20 protein-coding genes are annotated in these 20,648 nt (G+C 48.3%); 10 read left to right on the top strand and 10 right to left on the bottom strand.

The window, feature by feature from the left end; genetic code table 11:
* The first annotated feature begins 23 nt into the window (after window positions 1-23).
* The gene (gene nac, locus V1603_RS18525) at window positions 24-941 is read left to right on the top strand and encodes a nitrogen assimilation transcriptional regulator NAC (RefSeq protein WP_008499475.1); all 918 of its coding nucleotides are present in this window, start codon (window positions 24-26) and stop codon (window positions 939-941) included.
* Window positions 942-1,037: 96 nt separating this feature from the next.
* The gene (gene cbl / locus V1603_RS18520; protein ID WP_023336219.1) at window positions 1,038-1,988 is read left to right on the top strand and encodes an HTH-type transcriptional regulator Cbl; all 951 of its coding nucleotides are present in this window, start codon (window positions 1,038-1,040) and stop codon (window positions 1,986-1,988) included.
* Between the two features lie 43 nt (window positions 1,989-2,031).
* On the opposite strand, the gene V1603_RS18515 is transcribed toward cbl, so the two are convergent.
* Window positions 2,032-2,640, bottom strand: coding sequence for a glutathione S-transferase family protein (locus V1603_RS18515; RefSeq protein ID WP_395313058.1), 609 nt, complete (start codon window positions 2,638-2,640; stop codon window positions 2,032-2,034).
* A 170-nt stretch (window positions 2,641-2,810) separates the two neighbouring features.
* On the opposite strand from V1603_RS18515, the gene V1603_RS18510 reads away from it, so the two are divergent.
* Window positions 2,811-3,704 carry a LysR substrate-binding domain-containing protein gene (locus V1603_RS18510; RefSeq protein WP_395313057.1) on the top strand — a complete coding sequence of 298 codons (894 nt, stop codon included), beginning with the start codon at window positions 2,811-2,813 and terminating at the stop codon, window positions 3,702-3,704.
* A gap of 8 nt (window positions 3,705-3,712) precedes the next feature.
* Here the strand turns inward: V1603_RS18510 and V1603_RS18505 are convergent, their stop codons facing one another.
* The 5 genes from V1603_RS18505 to V1603_RS18485 all read right to left on the bottom strand — a co-directional run bounded on the left by V1603_RS18505 (window position 3,713) and on the right by V1603_RS18485 (window position 10,634).
* On the bottom strand, window positions 3,713-4,618 hold the full coding sequence (locus V1603_RS18505; RefSeq protein ID WP_395313056.1) for a radical SAM protein: 906 nt from the start codon (window positions 4,616-4,618) through the stop codon (window positions 3,713-3,715).
* Between the two features lie 162 nt (window positions 4,619-4,780).
* Window positions 4,781-6,391 carry a bifunctional metallophosphatase/5'-nucleotidase gene (locus V1603_RS18500; RefSeq protein ID WP_395313055.1) on the bottom strand — a complete coding sequence of 537 codons (1,611 nt, stop codon included), beginning with the start codon at window positions 6,389-6,391 and terminating at the stop codon, window positions 4,781-4,783.
* Between the two features lie 22 nt (window positions 6,392-6,413).
* Window positions 6,414-7,295, bottom strand: coding sequence for a nucleoside-specific channel-forming protein Tsx (locus tag V1603_RS18495; protein WP_395313054.1), 882 nt, complete (start codon window positions 7,293-7,295; stop codon window positions 6,414-6,416).
* An 84-nt stretch (window positions 7,296-7,379) separates the two neighbouring features.
* Complete coding sequence (locus tag V1603_RS18490) at window positions 7,380-8,942, bottom strand: bifunctional metallophosphatase/5'-nucleotidase (protein ID WP_395313053.1); 1,563 nt, start codon at window positions 8,940-8,942, stop codon at window positions 7,380-7,382.
* Between the two features lie 138 nt (window positions 8,943-9,080).
* Window positions 9,081-10,634: a bifunctional metallophosphatase/5'-nucleotidase gene (locus V1603_RS18485; RefSeq protein ID WP_395314001.1), complete on the bottom strand. Its 1,554-nt coding sequence runs from the start codon at window positions 10,632-10,634 to the stop codon at window positions 9,081-9,083.
* A gap of 132 nt (window positions 10,635-10,766) precedes the next feature.
* Between V1603_RS18485 and V1603_RS18480 the strand changes: the two genes are divergently transcribed.
* Window positions 10,767-11,912 (top strand): cytoplasmic protein, encoded by a 1,146-nt coding sequence (locus V1603_RS18480; protein WP_395314000.1) that lies wholly within the window; start codon window positions 10,767-10,769, stop codon window positions 11,910-11,912.
* 151 nt (window positions 11,913-12,063) lie between these two features.
* On the opposite strand, the gene V1603_RS18475 is transcribed toward V1603_RS18480, so the two are convergent.
* From V1603_RS18475 to V1603_RS18460, 4 genes are all read right to left on the bottom strand, one after another.
* Entirely contained in the window at window positions 12,064-13,590 is a 1,527-nt protein-coding gene (locus V1603_RS18475) for an aryl-sulfate sulfotransferase (protein ID WP_395313052.1), read from the bottom strand.
* 247 nt (window positions 13,591-13,837) lie between these two features.
* Window positions 13,838-14,227 (bottom strand): M15 family metallopeptidase, encoded by a 390-nt coding sequence (locus tag V1603_RS18470; RefSeq protein WP_395313051.1) that lies wholly within the window; start codon window positions 14,225-14,227, stop codon window positions 13,838-13,840.
* The gene (locus V1603_RS18465) at window positions 14,214-14,525 is read right to left on the bottom strand and encodes a phage holin family protein (protein ID WP_233002651.1); all 312 of its coding nucleotides are present in this window, start codon (window positions 14,523-14,525) and stop codon (window positions 14,214-14,216) included. Before V1603_RS18465 ends, V1603_RS18470 begins: the two co-directional genes overlap by 14 nt.
* A gap of 343 nt (window positions 14,526-14,868) precedes the next feature.
* Window positions 14,869-15,789 (bottom strand): LysR substrate-binding domain-containing protein, encoded by a 921-nt coding sequence (locus V1603_RS18460; RefSeq protein WP_395313050.1) that lies wholly within the window; start codon window positions 15,787-15,789, stop codon window positions 14,869-14,871.
* Between the two features lie 140 nt (window positions 15,790-15,929).
* Here V1603_RS18460 and V1603_RS18455 point away from each other — a divergent pair, with 140 nt between their 5' ends.
* The 6 genes from V1603_RS18455 (at window position 15,930) to V1603_RS18430 (ending at window position 20,642) form a co-directional block, all read left to right on the top strand.
* Entirely contained in the window at window positions 15,930-16,319 is a 390-nt protein-coding gene (locus V1603_RS18455; RefSeq protein WP_192984793.1) for a RidA family protein, read from the top strand.
* Window positions 16,320-16,365: 46 nt separating this feature from the next.
* Complete coding sequence (locus V1603_RS18450; RefSeq protein ID WP_316379450.1) at window positions 16,366-17,325, top strand: zinc-binding alcohol dehydrogenase family protein; 960 nt, start codon at window positions 16,366-16,368, stop codon at window positions 17,323-17,325.
* A gap of 139 nt (window positions 17,326-17,464) precedes the next feature.
* Window positions 17,465-17,722 carry an antitoxin gene (locus V1603_RS18445; RefSeq protein WP_004852307.1) on the top strand — a complete coding sequence of 86 codons (258 nt, stop codon included), beginning with the start codon at window positions 17,465-17,467 and terminating at the stop codon, window positions 17,720-17,722.
* Window positions 17,723-18,055, top strand: a complete 333-nt coding sequence (locus V1603_RS18440) for a type II toxin-antitoxin system PemK/MazF family toxin (protein ID WP_192984796.1) — start codon at window positions 17,723-17,725, stop codon at window positions 18,053-18,055.
* Window positions 18,056-18,770: 715 nt separating this feature from the next.
* The gene (locus V1603_RS18435; protein WP_001593459.1) at window positions 18,771-19,733 is read left to right on the top strand and encodes a patatin-like phospholipase family protein; all 963 of its coding nucleotides are present in this window, start codon (window positions 18,771-18,773) and stop codon (window positions 19,731-19,733) included.
* 15 nt (window positions 19,734-19,748) lie between these two features.
* Entirely contained in the window at window positions 19,749-20,642 is an 894-nt protein-coding gene (locus tag V1603_RS18430) for a nucleotidyltransferase (protein ID WP_001593458.1), read from the top strand.
* Window positions 20,643-20,648 lie beyond the last annotated feature (6 nt).

Genomic DNA, 20,648 nt, shown 5'->3' with positions numbered 1-20,648 from the left:
AAGCATTTCGAACAGGGGGCAAAATGAACTTAAGACGACTGAAATACTTCGTAAAAATCGTCGATATCGGCAGCCTGACTCAAGCGGCAGAAGTGCTGCACATCGCGCAGCCCGCGCTGAGCCAGCAGGTGGCTACTCTGGAAGGCGAGATGGATCAGCAGTTGCTGATCCGCACCAAACGCGGCGTCACGCCAACGGAAGCAGGCAAGATCCTTTATACCCATGCGCGCACCATCCTTCGCCAGTGTGAACAGGCGCAGCTGGCGGTGAATAACGTGGGCCAGACCCTGAGCGGACACGTGTCTATTGGCCTGGCGCCGGGAACGGCCGCGTCCTCTATTACCATGCCGTTGCTGCAGGCCGTCCGCGCTGAGCTGCCTGAGGTGCTGGTGTACCTGCACGAAAACAGCGGTTCCGTCCTGAACGACAAGCTGCTGAACGGCCAGCTGGACATGGCGGTGCTTTACGATCGCTCCCCGGTCGCCGGGATCACCAGCCAGCCGTTACTGAAGGAAGATCTCTATCTTGTGGGCACCCGCGACTGTCCGGGCCAGAGCGTAGACCTTACCGCCGTGGCAGAGATGAACCTCTATCTGCCGCGCGACTACAGCGCCGTGCGCGTGCGCGTGGACGAAGCGTTTTCCCTGCGCCGCCTGACGGCCAAAATCATCGGTGAAATTGACTCGATCTCCACGCTGACCGCGGCCATTGCCAGCGGAATGGGCGTCACCGTGCTGCCCGAATCCGCCGCGCGTTCGCTGTGCAGCGCGGCGAACGGCTGGATGGCGCGAATCACCACGCCGTCAATGAGCCTCCCGCTGTCGCTGAACATGTCCGCGCGCGGTTCGCTGTCGCCGCAGGCGCAGGCGGTAAAAGAGATTTTGATGTCGCTGGTCAGCAAGCCGTCGCTTGAGAACCGGGAACTCCAGCTCGTGAGCTGATATTCCATAAAAGCATAAGATGCTGGTTTTTATTATTTGTTCTGCAGCGCAGCTGACTCTAACAATAGAGCTATGTCAGATGTGCCGGAGTGAATCGTGAATTTCCAGCAGCTTAAAATTATCCGTGAGGCGGCCAGGCGGGACTACAACCTGACCGAGGTCGCCAATATGCTTTATACCTCCCAGTCCGGCGTCAGCCGCCATATCCGCGAGCTGGAGGAGGAACTGGGCATAGAGATCTTTATCCGCCGCGGCAAGCGGTTGCTCGGCATGACTGAGCCGGGCAAAGCGTTGTTGACCATTGCTGAGCGTATCCTTAACGAGGCCAGCAACGTGCGTCGTCTGGCTGATCTCTTCACCAATGACGCCTCGGGCGTACTCACCATCGCCACCACCCACACCCAGGCGCGCTACAGCCTGCCGCCGGTGATTAAAGCCTTCCGCGAACTTTTCCCCGACGTCCGTCTGGAGCTCATCCAGGGCACGCCGCAGGAAATTGAAGTGCTGCTGCAAAACGGCGGGGCGGATATCGGCATTGCCAGCGAACGCCTGAGCAACGATCCGCTGCTGGTGGCCTTCCCCTGGTTCCGCTGGTACCACAGCCTATTGCTTCCGGTCGATCATCCGCTGAATCAGGTCTCTCCCCTGACGCTGGAAGACGTTGCGAAATGGCCGCTGATCACATACCGCCAGGGGATCACCGGACGTTCGCGCATAGACGAGGCCTTCAACCGCAAAGGACTAACGCCGGACGTGGTGCTGAGTGCGCAGGATTCTGATGTCATCAAAACCTACGTCGAGCTGGGTTTGGGCATTGGCCTGGTGGCGGAACAGTCCAGCGGCGAACGCGAAGACGGGAACCTGGTGCGTTTGGATACGCGTCACCTGTTTGACGCCAATACCGTATGGCTAGGTCTGAAGCGCGGGCAGCTGCAGCGCAACTATGTGTGGCGTTTTATTGAGCTGTGCAATGCCGGGCTGTCGGTGGATGAGATTAAACGCCAGGTGATGGAGCCGGAAGAAGTGGCGATTGATTATCAGATTTAGCTGCTGGCTTGCCCGGTAGCGCTGCGCTGACCGGGCTCATTGCTTAGCTGAAAGGATATTTTTTAAAGACCGCTAATGATTCGAAGGATTCGGCAAACGCCTGAATTTCTCTAAAATCCGCTGCGTTAACGATGTGCGGGATCATCGACTGAATAAACGTCCAGACAACCGTGCTCGTGACGGCAACCTGATCGGGAACGGTGGTGGTGGCGCGCCCCTTCAGTAAGGTATTCCATTCCCTGCAGGCCGCCAGCAGCTGGATTGTAATGCGTTCGACCCATGCAGCGTGCTGCTTTTCCACCGGGCGCTGGAGGTGCTCATACACATTTTGCACGGCTTTCTCAGCGGCGGCGAGAATAAAGCCCAGCGTCTGAAGATCGTTTGCCTGCGCATCCGGCGCGACGGGCAGAAGTCTCCGCTCGGGGGAGGCCTGAGCCTCAAAATAGTTCAGTATCAGCGACGAGTCCATCAGCCGGATTCCATTATCCAGAATCAGCGTTGGCGCTTTTACCGCCGGGTTGATTCGGGAGAACGCTTCGAAGGTGCTAAAGACTGACAGCGGCTGGCTTTCAAACTCAACGCCATAAAGCTCAAGGGAAATCGCCACGCGCCGTACGTAAGGTGAATCCATCATTCCAACAAGCTTAATCATCGTTCCCGTTTTCCTGTCTCTGTGAAATAACGCGTCATTGAAAAGGATGACAAGACATTACAATACAATCTTACTGGCGAATATCTTCAGTATCTTACCGTAAAGGTTAGTATTACTGACATGTTGGCAAGTTGCCGTTATAAATCCAGCGCAGATAAGGAAGTGTTTTCATGTCGGATTTTCCACCCATTGCCAGTTTGCGAAGCTTTGAAGCCGTCGCCCGTCTTGGCAGCGTGACGCTGGCGGCGAAAGAACTCCACGTTACCCATTCCGCTATCAGCCAGCAGATCAAAGTGCTGGAGGAGATGGTGGGCGTTAAGCTCTTTAGCCGCAACGGGCGAGGGGTGCAGATCAACGAAGAGGGGCGGCTCTATGCCTTACAGGTACGCGAGGCGCTGAACCATATCGCAGATGCCACCCGGCTCGTGCAGGTAAAGCCGAGAAACCAGGAGCTGACGCTGGCGATGGTGCCATCTTTTGGATGCCACTGGCTGTTGCCGCGCCTGGAACGCTTTCGGGCGAAATATCCGCATATCACGCTGCGGATCCTGGCCAGCCTGACGGTCACCAGCCTGCAGCAGGAGGGGATAGACATCGCCATACGGATGGGGAAGGGAAACTGGGAAGGGAGTGAAAGTCATTATCTTTTTTCCGATGAACTCATTGTGGTGGCCGCTCCAGGCTATAACGACGGTGTGCTGCCCTCTACGCCTGCTGAGATTGCAAAAAGTCATATTATTTTTTCCATGGAGTCGTGGAAAACGTGGTGCGTGAATGCGGAGCTAGAGAAAGAGATCGTGCCTGGCGGTTTATGTATTAACGACTCCAATATTATTATCGAAGCCGTCCGGCTCGGGAAAGGCATCGCGCTGGAGCGTCGCTCTCTGGTTCAGGATGCCATCACCAGAGGTGAACTGGTCCAGCTAACCTCCATCACTGCGCCGTATCCCTGGCCTTACTGGCTGGTGACAGCACAGCCAACGGAGGCGAAGCCGGAGGTGGGGCTTTTTGTGGCGTGGCTGAACGAAGAGGTGCGGACCTGGCTTCAGCAGACGGCGTCCTGAGAACGATTTCAGGCCAAATACTTCCGAATATCGGAAGGCGCATAGTTTTGTTCCCACAAAGCCCTCATCATCAACATATAGGGTTCAACATAGGTAAAAAAAGCCTGATAACTTTCGCAAAAATAATTTAGCTGCGGAACGCTGGATTGGGAAAGCGCTATGCGGTCTTTTGCACAGCCGCCGCGGCAGGCGAATTCCATTTTGCAACTCGTACATTCTTTTGCCAGTTTCGCTGTGGAAGGTGGATTGCTATCATCACAGGATGCATAAACGCAGGTCGGCACAGATAACCCGCACCACGCAGCAAATGCATGCTCAAAGATAGGGATTTTAATCGTGCCAATGTCCAGGCGTATCCAGGTATAAAAAATCGTTTTCAAAAAAATCCCCAGTGCGGCGGGCGCAAGGCTTTGCGCATCCACACCACCTTGTTTAAGCGGTTTAAGTAAGGGGATAAACAACATATGGCGACTGCCAAGACTCTTCAAATAATGATAGACCCGCAGCGGCTGCTGGCTATTTATGTTATTAAGGACGGTAAGCGTATTGAATGTAATGTCGTGCTTATGCAGTAGACTCACGTTTGTTTCAATCATATTAGCTACTGGCCTTTCAGACATCATTTTGCTGAACGTGTCGCTTTGCTGACTATCACCATCTACCGAAATGCAAATAAGAAAATCATTCTTTTTGATGAATTCACACCAGCCGTCATCTAACGTAATACCGCTGATGAGTAATGTATTAATAATATTTTTACCTTGTGCAAACCGCAGCTGTAAGTCAATGACGCGTTTTAAAAAAATTAATCCGTCAGACGTTAACTCTCCATCTTTCCAGGAAAAGTGCACATCGCCAGTTTCCCATGATTCAATTTCCTGACGAATATATTGCTTAAGCGTCGTATCATCCATACAGCCCGTTTGGCATTCCTGGTGCAGTCGCATTTTATGGAGATGAGAGCAATCTGTACAATGTAAGTTACAGAATGTAGTTAAGTGTTTTTCCGTCATAGGGCAACTTTCCATCTTTATAAAAAGTGATGCCACTCATAAATGAATGGCATCAATATTTTATTACTTACTGACTTCAACGCGCATTTCATTCACTTGTGCAGGAATGATTTTGTGCCCTGACTTTAGATAGTCAATGACCACATCGGACATATTTTTTCCGGCACGGAATTGAACATTTTTCCCTTCCTTGAATGCCAGAAAACCATCGCCTCCTAAAGCAAGGAATGTCGTCGTCGCAACATGGTAAGTCTCCGTGTCGGCAATCTCTTTGCCGTTAATTGTGAAAGATACAACGCGTTTTCCTGCTGGTTTCTGCGGTATATACTGCATTTCAGCCCCCTTTGACATTTGCAGTACGCCATTCGTGAGCGATGCCCCATGCTCCACCAGGTTACGCAGCTCCTTGCCGCTGAGATCCATCTCTGTAAGTTCATTCTTGAAGGGGAACGTGCTGGTAATATCACCGAAGGTAATTGGGCCCGCATTGAGATCGGCTCGTAAGCTACCGGAATTAATCAGCGCGATCTGTGCATTCGGCGCAGCGGCAAGCATTGCATCCGTAAACAAATTGCCGAGTTGTGAGGACTCACCATAAGCGCGGGTTAACGTGACAGGTGATTCACCGACCGGCTGGCGCACGATATCCGCCAGTTTTTTATTCCAGCTATCGATAACCCTCTGTGTAGTTGGATCAGGTTTCCACTCATCAGCATAAAGTGTTTTCAGCTCGAAGCTTTTCATTTCATAGGTATGCATCGCAGGTTTAACATCAAGGACCAATTTACCCACATCGATACCGCCACTGTCAGTAGAGAGGATTAACGTATTTCCCACTTTGATAGGTTCGGGTGTTCCTGTGTGAGCATGCCCGGTGATAAGAATATCAAGTCCTTTAACCTGGCTTGCCGTCTGAATATCTTTATCCAGTGCTCGCCGGACATCTGTATTCCCAATGCTGGACTGACGCGCCGGGACCCCTTCATGAACCAGCGCGACGGTAACGTCAACTTTGCCCCGCAGCTCATCCAGGTAGTGCTGCAGATATTTCACTTCATCGCGAGCCTCAATCCCCTGGTTCTTAAGGGCCGCTGCTGATTTATCAAAGCGGTTGTTCTTATCATTATCGAGACCCTGGAGCGAGAGTTCTGAGACAGTCTCATTAAACGCAAACACACCGTGCAGCCCAATAACGCCAATCTTTACGCCATCTTTTTCCAGGATAGTATACGGTTTGTTCCAGAAAGGTTTTTCGCTGTCCTTATGGAATACATTCCCTAACAGAACTGGGAAGTTTGCCTTACTTAACTGGCGCAGGAGATTATCCCAGCCATGGTCAAATTCATGATTACCAATTGATACCGCATCAAACGGCATTGTATTCATAATATCAATTATAGCCTCCCCCTTTGTCAGACTGCTGATATAGGGGCCGGTAAAGTAGTCACCTGCATCAAAGTAAAAGGTGGCTTTATTCTTTGCTTTTTCCTGCTTTACTAAGGTAGAGATATTGGCGAATCCGCCAACTTCCCTTGTACCGTTTGCGACATAAGGAAGTTTGTAAGAGTCAACATGCGCGTGGAGATCGTTAGTATAAATAATGGTGACATCTTTGGCGCCAGCCCAAAACGACAGCGTCAACATTATACTTGCAGCTATTATTCTTTTCTTCATGGCTAATTCCTTTCAGTCATATTTAAAAAGTATATCCCGCAGTTAAATAGTAGGCCCATCCCGTGGAGTCAATGCGAGTGATCTGTCCTTTGCTGTTATAGGCTTTACTGCCTTCTTCAAACTGACCACCATGATAGAAATAACGCAGGGTCGCACCATAGCTCCAGTGAGAATAAACCAAGCTGAGGATATGGGTGGAAACGATTGAGTCATTTGTACGGGAGTAAAAGGGTTGCTCGCCTCCAGATTCCTCTTTTAAGTCTGAACCGAAATCAAAATTGGTGAAGCCGACGTAATTTAGCTTGCCGCCAAACAGCGTAGTGAGCGGAACAGCATATTTTACTTTAAATCGATATCCATCCCATTCGTTTTCGTTGGCGGCGTTATAATTATTCCCCTGGTATTTAGCGTAGATATTTGCAGATAAAGTCATCGGTAATCCCGTATCAATATCTGTCCCAAGACCCATATACCAGGTGCTCTGACGCTGTCCTTCGTTAGTACCTGCATCATAAATATAGTTGTGGGCAAAATACCATTCTTTAAATGGACCAACGCTCAGGTTGAGTCCCGTTAATTTGTCGATGCTAAAACGGGGCTCTATTTCCATAAAGAATGGAGAACCATTGTCCCAAATGCCGATATCGTTGTCATTTCCTAAGCCAAAAAATTTTGGTAAATCCGCATATCCGTAGAAATCAAACCAATCCACATGTGCCCACGCACGGTATTCTGGATAGAGATCCGATCTCTTTTGTGGGCCAAAGCGAGTAGAGTTGCTGCCGACTATATTAATGCTTTGATGCCACCAGTCTGAAAGATATTCATCATTTCCAGAGTCTGCAAACGCAACCATGGGCAGCGATATAAATGCTGCTGGCAAAAGATATTTCATTTTTTCCATGCGTATAATTCCTTCAATGGGAGGCTATTGAAAAGCGAGTGATATTTAAAATACACGTCAGTATGTCATCGCTTCTTGTTGCATCTATTTAGCTGCACTTACATCAATCACCCGCAATTCAAGATCGGGTTTTACTGGACTATGCGCCTTAACATAATCAATGATTGACTCTGCAGAGGTAGTGCTGTTGATGGTTTTGATGTTTTTCCCTTTCAGGAACGCTTCAAATCCATCGCCCCCTGTCGCACAAAATGAGTGTGTAGCAACCCGATACGTCCTGGTGGGATCTACAGGCTGATTATTAACAGTGAATGTAATAATGCGTTTTCCCAGCGGTTTTTTACTGTCATATTCAACATGAACGTTTTTTGATACTTGCAAAATACCATTGGTAAGATTAGTTGCATGGATCATTAAATCAGTGAGATCTTTTCCGGTGAGATCCATTTCGACAAGATCGTTATTAAAGGGGAAGGTGGTAATGACATCGCCGTAGGTTAAATTTCCCTGTGGGAAATCAGCACGTATACCGCCGCTGTTTTGTAATCCAACGACGGCATCCGGCACTTTTGCCATCATGGCGTCGATGATGAGATTACCGACAGGTGATGATTCACCATAAGAGCGCGTGAAGGGCGCCGTTGTCGAACCAATAACCTGGCCAGTGATTTTTTTCAGCCTTGCATTCCACTCATCAATTCTGGCTTGCACTTTTGGATCGGGTTTATATTCGTCAGCAAATACCGTAATTAATTCACCATTGTAGCGTTCAATTTTCTTCGTCTGAGGGTTAAAATCCAATACTAATTTACCGATATCAGTACCATAGGCGTCCGTAGAAACAATGAGAGTGTCATTGACTTTGATTGGCTCTGGTGTACCCACATGGGCATGGCCCGTGATTAATACATCAATACCCTTAAATTTCTTTGCGGTATCAATATCAGCCTGCAGCATTCTGGCTACGTCTTTGTTTCCATAACTTGACTGACGCGCTGGTGTACCTTCATGGATAAGCAGCACGATGATATCAACTTTTCCTTTTAACGCATCAAGCCCTTTTTGTATATAAGGCACTTCATCACGCGCCTCTGATCCAGCGTAAGCCTTAGCGGCAATCGTGTCATAAAATGCAAATTTTTGATGCACCCCAATTACGCCAATTTTGATGCCATCTTTTTCGACAATCGTCCAGGCTTTATTCCAGACGGGCTTATCACTGTTGGTATAAAAAACGTTGCCCAACAAAACGGGGAAGTTTGCTTTGGATAACTGCTTAACCATGTTATCAACGCCATGATCAAATTCGTGGTTCCCCACTGACACAGCATCGAAAGGCATGGTGTTCATAATATCAATAATTGCTTCACCCTTGGTCAGGGTGCTTATATAGGGGCCGGTGAAGTAATCACCCGCATCAAAGAAAAAGACATCTTCACTTTTTTTCTTAGCATCATTAACGATGGTCGCTATATTCGCAAAACCGCCTACCAGACGTTCTTTGTCAACGGTGGGTACTTTTCCAGGAGAGACATGAGCATGCAGATCGTTGGTATAGTAAATTGTCACATCTTTCGCATTCGCTGATGCGGTTAGCGCTGCGGACAAGCACAACGTAATCAGACTCAGCTTTATATTTTTCTTCATAATCAATTCCCTTGAGAAAAACGATAGTTTGAAAAAGGGTTCACGTAGTTGTATGAACCCTTAAACTGTTATTTCACTACATTCATTTCACTGCATTCATCACCAGTGCGGCACTGAAAGCAGATATGGCAGGAACCTTTATTTTTTTACATCAGCAACGCGCATGCCTTTGATCTGCTCATCCGTAATGGTATTGCCTGCTTTGAAGTAGTCGATCACAGCATTTGAAACGTAGTACCCGCCTGATGTATTACGCGCTTTACCCTCGGTAAAGGTGGTAAAACCATCACCACCGTCTGCAAGGAAGCTCTGGGTGGCAATGTGGTAGACTGTCGCATCCTCGATCGGCTTGCCATTAAGTGTAAATACGACAACACGCTGACCGATCGGTTTACTGCTGTCATACTTCATCTCCAGGCCTTTTGATACCTGTAAGACGCCATTACTTAAACTTGCGGCATGCTCCATCAACGTGCGTAATTGTTTACCCGTGAGGTCCATCGTGGCCAGCTCGTTAGGGAAGGGGAAGGTGCTAATGACGTCACCCATCGTAATTGCGCCAGACGGGATTTCATTGCGAATCCCGCCGGAGTTGGTTAAGGCCAACTGGGTATTTTTACCCGCTGCCGCCAGCAGAGCGTCAGCAGCCAGATTTCCCAGCGAGGCGGATTCACCATACGCGCGCGTCAATTCAACCGGCGACTGCGCCACCGTTTGTTGAACCACTTGATTAAGTTGCTTATTCCAGCCGTCTATAACCTGTTTCGTTTGCGGATCAGGCTTCCACTCATCCGCGTAAATGGTTTTGAGCTCGAAATTTTTCACCGTAAACTGATGCGGCTTCGTGTAGTCCAGTACCAGTTTTCCCACATCAATGCCGCCGCTGTCGGTTGAGAGGATTAGCGTATTGCCTACTTTAATCGGTTCCGGCGTGCCGACATGCGCATGTCCTGTGATGAGAATATCCAGACCTTTTACCTGGCTTGCGGTTTGAATATCTTTATCCAGCGCACGGCGCACGTCGGTTCCCCCCATACTGGACTGACGCGCTGGCGTTCCTTCATGAACCAGCAATACGGTTAAGTCTACTTTTCCTTTAAGTTCATCAAGATAGCGCTGCAACCATTTAATTTCATCCCGCGCTTCAATACCTACGCGCGTTGCCGCGGAAACGGTATCATTGAAGGCAAAGACGCCGTGCAGACCAATGACGCCAATTTTTACGCCATCTTTTTCAATGATGGTATAAGGCTTATCCCAGAATAATTTGCTGCTGTTCTGATAGAATATGTTCCCCTGTACAATCGGGAATTTCGCCTGGCTTAACTGTAATAACGTATTATCCCAGCCATGATCAAACTCATGATTACCTATCGTGACAGCGTCAAACGGCATGGTATTCATAATATCAATAATAGCTTTTCCCTTCGTTAAGCTACTGATGTAAGGACCCGTAAAATAGTCGCCCGCATCAAAAAACCAGGTGGCTTTACTTTTTTGTTTTTCCTCTTTTACCAAAGTGGTGATATTCGCCCAACCACCGACATCGCGTTTACCATCAGCAATCCATGGTACTTTATAAGGTTCCACATGAGCGTGGAGATCGTTGGTATAAATAAGCGTGACATCCTTGGCACAGGCCCAAAATGGTAATGTCAACAAAATACCTGCTGTAACCGCTTTAATATTCATCATCTGTTCCTTTCGGTTATATAAAGGTTCGTTACTTTACGTTCTGAAAGCATTTTTTATGCGAGTCTGCTCACACAATTAACTCAGCGTTATGAGGCAAAATCAGCGACCTCTTGAAATCGTTGGTAACGCATATTGACTCTATTTACGATTAATACCTGCAAATCGTTTGGCTGCCGTAATTTAGGGCTACCAGTATCGGCATGTGCAGATTACAGTTGGCCAGATTACAGACTGGGATTTCCGGCATTACACTGTCGGGCTTGCGGGAGTTATCCCCCGCTGTTTGATGAACAACAATTTAATCAATGGCTGTCTGCTCATTTAAGAGCTTATGCCTTAGAAAACTGTTATTTTTGTCCTGAATGTTATAGCCGGGAAATTATTTGTTATGGTTATAATCCACAGAGAACACAGCGTGTTCAGTGCCGAGTTTGCAAAAAAGTCTGGACACCCAAACGGCAAACAAAAATTGTCCCCCCAGAACGAATTGAAACAGTTTCACTTATTGTGCCGTTCCAGGGAGCGAGCGCAGAACAGAAATTGTATGTTTTGCTCAGCTTCGACGCCGACCGCGGTAGTGTTCTTCATATCTCCACAAATTTTACGTCGCATGTCAGCGGGGAAACGTTAAGGTATCACTGGCGTGGGAGTATTGAGCCTGACTTGCACCATAGTAATATCGTAAACCGCGTTGATATGCGCGAGATGCAATTTCTACATCGGAGCCAGTTCGATGAAATTCAGTATGGAAGTGCGGCACTCAAACGTAACGGCAGAGGCGTGATTCTGCGTCCCGTTATCGCGGCTCACGGGCATTTTCGCGTGCTCAACATCCTTTTTCCTCAGGTAAAGACACATGTTATTTCACACGAATGCTTTCTTCGAGGCGCTGTTATTACCGCCTGGGCAGACCTGTTTCGCCAGCGGCAAGGCGAGCTTTGGTATATAGAAGAGGGCATCAGTGAACCTGAGAGTCCATTACCCTGGACTTTTTTGAGCGCAACGCAGCACGGCTGGTGGCAAACTCAGTGGCAACTTTGGGGGCAGGGGAAAAACCGCAGGATGGCGTGCTCTTTGACAGGGGGGGATAAGCGTAACGCTAAAATACTCTCTTTAAGAGCAAGCAGGCACTTTAGCCACTGGCTATACAAACAGGCTGAATTTTCACACAGTGCCAAACTCTCCGCAGGGCGCGTAATGCAAATACTCCTTTCTCTGGCGAATGAGTATAACGACAAACTTGCACAAACGTTGTCAGGCACGAGTACCGGCTAAATCTATCGGTGATAACGTTATGCTCTACGTTCCAGGTATATAACGTCAAGGGTTCATGCTGATACATGAACCCTTATAACATCTGCAGTGCGATCGATGGGTAATTAAAACCTGCCGATCGATTGCTTCTGTTTTTTATTACATCATTTCATTAGTTTGCATGAATAGATGCCGCAGTAATTACGTCAGTGAGCTCCGTTTCGTTAAACAATCTTGCGCGGTAACCCTCTCCAGGGAATTGAGGCGCGCCATCAGGTAAAGAGATCACATCGTAAATAGAGGCAATCATATTACCGTTCACATCACTGATGAAGAATGAACGAGCGTGGCAGGTGAAAATAACGAAATAATCACCATGATCAAAAACGCTGCCCATAAAGTCAGTCCATTGGATGATAGGCGTCGTTGGGAGTTCAATAGGCGCGTGAATCTCAACGGCGGTACCTGCTGCCAGGTCAACCGCATAGAATAGAATGCGGGCCGGATCGGTTTGATAGGGATCCGCTGTTGGCTGGTCATTCATTGGGCGAATAACTGGATTGCCATTCACATCAACGCAAGATCTATTGTCAAATACAGACAAGACAAATTTTCCTACGGTAGGGTCGATATTGGCAGAAAATGCACTATTATTGGTAATACATACCGTATGAGCACCATTCTCATAGTTAGTAATACCAGAGTTATCTATATGGACAGTCGCTTGTTTGGCCGGGAACTGAGGGTTGAAATTACCCGTGTCGATTGTCCACAAAATACTGCCATCAACGATTGAGATACCAAAAGTTGTACTCGTTGTGCGGGAGTGCACAATAACGGCTTCTTCATTGTTTGGACTGCTTGCAATCCATGTGAGTGAGTTAAAATGAACATCATTAGGGGTGTTGTTATTCAAGATTTGAGAACCACTATATTCACTGGTATAGTTTTTCGCCCAAATCATTTTCCCGGTCTGATCGTTGAATTTCAGAACCAGCGCATCCTGCGCCATCGTATTGGTGAGTCGGTTAGGGCTATCGGTGCCAAACATATAAATGTCGCCCGCTGAGTCCCAGACTACATCGTGAGTATTGGCATAGTGGTTGCCATCAGAATCACGCATGTCGAATTCAAGGACGACATTACCCATAATGTCAATTTTGAAGAAGCGACGACCGTACCACGACATATCTTCATCGGTACCGGTATAGAGGTAACCATTGTGGATTCTCAATGGCTGGAGATGATAAACCGATAAGAAGTTAAAGCGCAGGTCACCATTTTGGTCGTAACCGCGGCCTGTGGATTCCATTAACCAGCTGTTTCCCCATACAGAGGTAAATAGTGCAGGATCGGTTTGTTCAATATCAAGGTGGAAGATAACAGATGTATCATATACCTGATCTTCAGTACTAACAGTAAATGCTTGATTGAAGACTTCAGTTCCACTTTCATCCTTAAACACAACCTGCACGTTGTTTGCATATTGCGCATAAAGGCCAATCACCGGGATCTTGATAGTTTGAGAAACACCATAAATCAGATCAGATGTATAGGTGAAATCTACGCTGGTTGGGCTGGTCGTCCGTTTTGATACGGTGTAAGAATAACTTACTGGTGTATCAGAGGTAAAATAAATATATGCGGCGAGCTGGTTGTCAGCTGGAGCAAGTTCAGTTTTAACATAAGTAATAGTCATAATTTTATTCCTTTTTGTTTCATTTAATGAGATATATTTTTTTTGTCAGCGTAATAAGACATCGCCCACAGAAATAGCGAGCAAATGAACGTCTGACGGATAATTTGGTGCTGTAGTAGTTAAAAACAATTATGTATTCTAATTCTCCTCTTATAAAATGTTTAATTAAACAGGCTGCGGTTATTAATCCAGCGAATGCCGATGTGTCTATTCTCTTTAAAAATAGACCTGTAAAATATGTTTTACCCTATTCAGGGTACATCTTTCGAGAGAGTTGGAAATGAACGCCATCCTTAATTTCCGTCCAGTTACCACCCCACTCAATATCAACTGATAGCTCCTTAGCGGCCTGAAACACAGCTGTTGCAATTTTCTGGTAATGCTTAAATTCCCATGATGCTGTACCGTTTATAACTGCGAATACATCGACGGCGTGTCCCGTTAAATGCCTGCTCTTTGACGTTAATGATTTTCCTGCTGCCAATAACTCAAGCTGCCGTTTTTGGTTTCTTACCCCTTCTGAAATACCGAAATCAACAGGTGATAATTTCAGTGCTTTTCTCATAACCTCAGTAAGATCTTTATGAACGCCTTTAAGATTCTTTTCTGTTGTTTTACTAAATTCATGATTTATCATTACTCTCTCCGGTGATTTTTTTCCAGTAATAATTAAGGGCAACAACGCCCATTGCACCTGATATGCCGCTGACGGCAAGCGAAGTATGAAATACTGTTCCAAGACTTTGTGACAGCAATCCAGAAAGTACACCCGTGAAGCCTGACACAATGATTTGTGCTGCTGCCGAAAATAAACTTCTTCCCGACTGGCCAGACTTAACGTCAAGGATATATCTTACAAGACCTCCCCATGCGCCAAATAATATTATGTAAACCCAGCTAAAAAATGCATTTGATGACGGGTCTTTCCATGGCAAAACAATTACCTCCGTTGGTCTTTTAATAAAAAAATTGCCTCATGATGAGATTATTTTTCCTGACAGAACGATATGCTTTTGCTATGCGGTAAATAATAAACATTGAGCAACCCTGTTTTGTGATGAATGTCACACGGAATGTAATTAATAGTTTTTGTCGATCGATTGTTAATGAATGATAGTTATGTGTTATTGGTGTTGATAGTTATATTTAGTAGTGGAATAGATAATATGAACGGGCGGGGAGGAGTGATTTTTTACGGGTATTTTAGATACATGAGACGTGAAATAACCGCCAAAATGCAAAGGACGGTGATGAGTGAATCAGGAGACTAAGCCGTAGCTACTTACTGGTGGGCGTGGGGACATGCTGCCGCATCAATTCTACGATCCATTCAATAAAAACGCGCAGCCTCGCGTTGACATGGCGGTTCGGCGGAAATGCCAGATACAGGGGCATTGGAGCAATACGCCAGTGTTCAAATAGCGGAATCAAGTCACCACGAGCCTGATGTGCTGCCGCCATATAGACTGGCAGCGCAATCACGCCTAATCCCGCTAGCCCAGCTTCGAGGTAGGCATTGCCATCATCTACTGCCAGCACATAGCTGGCCTTGATTTCAATACGTTCACTCTCGCGGTGCAGTACCAGAGGGTCAATCTTACCGGTGCGTGAGGACAAGAATCCCACGATGCGATGGTCCGTGTTTTCCAGCTCTCGCGGATGCGCAGGGGCACCGAGGCGTTCCACATAACCCGGTGCGACGTAAACACCGATTGGCAAATCGCCGACATGGCGCGCGATCAGGGACTGGTCGCTGATTTCACCGCCCCGCAGGACGCAATCCACGTTGTCGCCGATCAGATCCACCACCCGGTCGCTCACGCCCATATCGAACTGGATATCAGGATAGCGCGAGTGAAAAGCCGGTAGCGCGGGCACCAGCACGAAGCGGGCGAGAGGCGTGGGCACATCCACCCGTAGCCGTCCCCTGGGCGTCATCGCCGAACTGGAGAGGCTGTTTTCAGCATCCTCCATGTCCGCCAGCAGGCGGATGACGCGCTCGTAGTAGACCGCGCCATCAGGCGTGACGCCGAGCCTGCGGGTGGTGCGATGGAGCAGCTTGACGCGCAGGCGCGCTTCCAGCTGCTGAATCAGCTGAGTCACCGTGGTTTTGCTCATATGGAGCGTTTGGGCAGCCTTTGTGAAGCTGCCTGCCTCCACCACGCGAGCAAAGGCGCGCATCGCATCAAAACGATCCATCCATCATCCTCTCACTTCACCGATTGTTTGGATATTACAAACAATGATGGACAAAGTCGCCTGTTTATCCCTCCGCTTTAGCACCTTAGAGTGTCTCTATGTTCACCGGGCAGATTTCGCCCCATTACAAAGGTACAAGCATGACAACACGCGAAGCCGTTTTTCCCTTCGGACGCCAGGCGCTCTATGAGCGCAATCGGTATTCACCCGCCATCAAATCTAACGGCTTCCTGTTTGTTTCGGGACAGGTGGGTAGCCGGGAGGATGGTTCGCCTGAAGAGGATCTAAAAGCGCAGATCCGGCTGGCATTCGATAACCTTAATGCTGTTCTCACGGCTGCGGGCTGCACGTTTGATGACGTGGTTGACGTTACCCTTTTTGTTGTCGATCCCGAATCAAACCTCGACGCTATCTGGAGTATCCTGCCAGAATACTGGGGGGACGCGCCTTACCCGACGTTGACCGGGATCGGCGTGACGTGGCTGTACGGATTCAAGTTTGAGATTAAGGTGATTGCAAGGCTGCCCTAGGGTTATGGGTCTTTCCGCCGGTCGAAGAAAAGACAGAGGAAAACTGATGAAAGCAGCGGTTTATGACGTGGAAGGCGCTCCCGGCGTCCTGAAATATGTCGATGTCCCGGATCCGGTCGCCGGGCCTGACGACGTCCTGATTTCTGTCGAGGCTATCTCGATTGAAGGGGGAGACCTGATCAACCGGCGCTCAACTCCGCCGCCTCTTCCTTCATGGATCGTCGGGTACGCGGCCGCGGGGACAGTTGTTGCCGTCGGATCGAAAGTCCGTAGCCGCAGGGTGGGAGACAGAGTGACTGCTTTTAGCATGCAGGGATCGCATGCGGAACGTTGGGCTGTGCCTGCGGAACGCACCTGGCTTATCCCGGAAGGGGTGGATGCAGCAGACGCGGCGGTGGTACCGATCTCTTTTGGAACCGCACATCATTGCCTGTTCACACGAGGCATGCTCCGGCACGGAGAAACCGTCCTGATTCAGGCAGCAGCTGGGGGCGTGGGGCTCGCGGCCGTTCAGCTTGCCTCACATGCTGGCGCGAGGGTCATCGCCGCGGCAAGCGGAACGCAGCGAAGAAGCCGGTTGCTTGAATTGGGTGCCGATCATGTCGTGGATCGTGTAGAGCATGACGTCGTGGACAGTGTCCGAGAGTATACCCATGGCGCCGGGATTGACCTCGTCATCGATCCGGTAGGGACGACGTTGCCAGCTTCGCTTGCTGCACTCGCTCCGGAAGGACGTCTCGTCTTCGTCGGTAATGCGGGCGGCGGCGACCTGACTGTCGACCTGTGGCCGCCGATGCAGTCTAACCAGACACTCATGGGAGTATTCATGGGGCCTCTTTTTGAAAGGCCTGAGGTTCGGGCAAGCGTGGACGAGATGTTGCAGGCTATAGCAGCAGGGCGCATCCGGGTTGTTATTGACCGCATTTTCCCCTTGGCAGACGCCGCCGCGGCCCACGAATACGCCGAGACAGCGAAACCGCTTGGCCGCATCGTTATGAAGCCTTGAGAGAGGGGGGCCTCAACCTGGCCCCGATACAGCTCCGATCCGGAAGCCGCCTCGCATTCCGTTTATCCGATCCGCCATAATCCTTTGAACTGCAAAATCTATGGATGTTATATTAAAATATAATATTCGGAGGTGCTCTATGTATACAACTCGTCTTAAAAAGGTCGGCGGATCCATCATGCTGGCGGTTCCTCCCGCCGTGCTGAAAACGCTGGAGCTATCTACGGACAGCGAAGTCGGCATGACCATTAATAATGGCTGCCTGATTATCGAACCTCAGAAACGGCCTCATTATTCGCTTGAGGAGCTGCTGGCGCAGTGCGATCCGCACGCTGAAATGAGCGAAGAGGATCGGGAATGGATTGATGCGCCTGCGGTGGGCAAGGAGATCCTGTAAATGGAAAGAGGGGAAATCTGGCTTGTTTCACTGGACCCGATTGCTGGCCACGAGCAAAGTGGAAAACGTCCGGTACTCATCGTATCGAAGGCATCGTTTAACAAGCTGACCCGGCTACCGGTAGTGGTTCCCGTTACCAGCGCCGGAAACTTTGCACGTACAGCAGGTTTCACCGTTTCACTGGAAGGGGCGGGGACAAAAACAATGGGCGTTATTCGCTGCGACCAGCCCAGAACTATTGATATGGCTGCCCGGAACGGCATGCGGCTGGAACGCATACCTGACGCTGTGGTAAATGAAGTGCTTGCCAGGCTGGATGCGATTCTGAGTTAACATCAGATACGCAGAAAAGCAAAAAGCCTGCTTCAAAAGCAGGCTTTTCAAATTTGGCTCCTCTGACTGGGATCGCCTTTGCCAGTAACTGGCTAATATTCAAGCTAAACCTGAATCCACTTTCTGTCAAGACCACCAAAATGACCACCAATAGTAGCGGGTTACGTAAGGCTGGGTTGAGTGAACCTCGGATATGCTGATCGTTACTTTGGTGTTCCATGGATGGGGTGGATATGAAAGTTATCTATTCGCAGAACCGTATGGGTACAGCAATTGACGCACGTAATGCAGTAAATACTGGCCGGACTCTCCACTTTTGAGTGAAGCCGCAGTTGTGGATTTTATTAAAGTGGCAAATGCGTAAAAATAGATCAATGAATAGTATAGGTTTAGGCCCTATTGTGTAATATGTCCGCAACTCTAGGTGTTTAGGTAAAGTACAGAATGAAGACGCTTAAAGCATCGTTGCCCAATGCTCTGCAACAGATGAGGGAGGCCGTGGTGTGAGTCAAGAGGTATTTTATCTACCTTATTTCGATAGAACGCGACCTTAAAAGTCCTACCTCGAAGAAGTTAGCCTACTATGCGATTTGATGGAGATCCATCCGCTCACGCTGTTGGTTTATGCAGGTTTCGGACTACTTGAAGTCTCCAGCTTTTATAAATTGTTCGGTACTAGTTGGATATCCTCGTAGTGAACAAGGAGTGCAAAATAATGACTTACTCTGTTTCGCCGTCATCACTACTCACCGAGTACGGCAACGACAACATATGCCGTGTTCTCGCACTTGATGGTGGCGGTGCAAAGGGCTTTTATACGCTGGGTGTCCTCAAGGAAATTGAGGCTATGCTTGGGTGCCCATTATATAAGAGGTTTGATCTTGTATTTGGTACTAGCACCGGTGCGATTATTGCCGCGCTCATCGCTCTAGGATACGAAGTAGATCAAATACACGCACTGTACACCGAACATGTACCACGAGTTATGTCCAGCCGGTCGGCTGCGGCAAGAACAATGGCGCTCCAGGATTTGGCTAAGGAAGTTTTTCAAGACAAGACATTCGAAGATGTTCTGATGGGTATTGGCATCGTCGCAACTCGATGGATGACCGAAAGACCAATGATCTTCAAAGGTAATGTTGTGCAGGCCCATGGTCGCAAGGGAACCTTCAGTCCAGGATTCGGGGTCAGCATCGCTGATGCAGTGCAAGCGTCTTGCTCGGCTTATCCGTTCTTCGAAAGGAAAGTGATTGTTACCGCAGCAGGAGATAAGGTTGAGTTGATCGATGGAGGTTACTGCGCAAACAACCCCACCTTGTTTGCAATCGCCGACGCCACTGTCGCTCTGAAAAAAGATCACAAGGATATCCGGGTTATAAATGTCGGTGTTGGTATCTATCCAGAACCTAAACCAGGTCTCCTTATGCGGATTGCTAAGAAATGGCTCGCAGTCCAGCTGCTTCAAAAAACTCTAGAGATCAATACACAATCGATGGATCAACTACGCGACATTCTATTCAAAGATATTCCGACGATTCGGATCAGCGACACATTCGAACGGCCTGAGATGGCGACAGATTTACTTGAGTACAATTTAGATAAACTGAATACCCTTCGACAGCGTGGTAGGGAGTCTTTTGGAGCTCGTGAGGCACAATTAAGAGAGTTTCTGATATGAGTGAGGCGAAATAATATGGGAATACCTGAATCACAGCTCGATACATGGTCCCACCAAGGATCTATTGCACAGTCTGCCTCGACTTATAGCATTATAAAGAATGCATTAGAGAGCGCAAACACTAAGTATCATGGAAAGAATTTTAAAGTATTCCTTCAGGGCTCCTATGGAAACGATACTAACATTTATGCTGAAAGTGACGTTGATGTAGTCATATGTCTTGATGATGTCTACTACAGTGACCTCACACAGTTATCACCAGAAGACAAAGATGCGTATGACCGTGCATTTGTTCCTGCAACCTACTCGTATACTCAATTTAAGCAAGATGTGCTTGAGGCTCTTACAGAGCGCTTCGGGTCTGATGTTAAGGTCGGAGATAAGGCCATAGTTGTAGCGGCAAATGGAAGTAGGCGCAAAGCTGACGTTATCGCATCAATGCAGTTTCGTCGTTATTGGAAATTCAAGGGGCATTACGACTCACAATACGATGAGGGCATCTGTTTCTTTAATGGCGCTGGTGAACGGATTGCCAATTACCCCAAGCAGCATTCAGAAAATCTCACCTTAAAACATCAGGCCAGTAATAAATGGCTAAAGCCCATGGTTCGCGTACTGAAGAACCTTCGAAGTAAACTCATTGCTGACGGAAAATTGAAGTCAGGACTTGCACCTTCCTATTACCTTGAAGGTCTACTCTACAACGTGCCAAATGAAAAGTTTGGCACCAGTTATGCTGATTGTTTTGTCAATGCCATGAATTGGATTCAGACAGAAGCAGATAAAGACAAGCTGGTATGCGCCAATGAACAGTATTACTTGCTTTGGGAGGGGACACATACCTCATGGGAGAAAGCCGATGCGGAAGCGTTTATCGACGCTGCAATAAAAATGTGGAATGAATGGTGAAGTGAG

The organism is Enterobacter sp. ECC-219, from assembly GCF_043966805.1.
In the GTDB taxonomy this organism is placed as follows: Bacteria; Pseudomonadota; Gammaproteobacteria; order Enterobacterales; family Enterobacteriaceae; genus Enterobacter; species Enterobacter cloacae_N.
The sequence above is the reverse complement of the archived record's forward strand: the minus strand, read 5'-3'. Positions and strand labels throughout refer to the sequence as shown.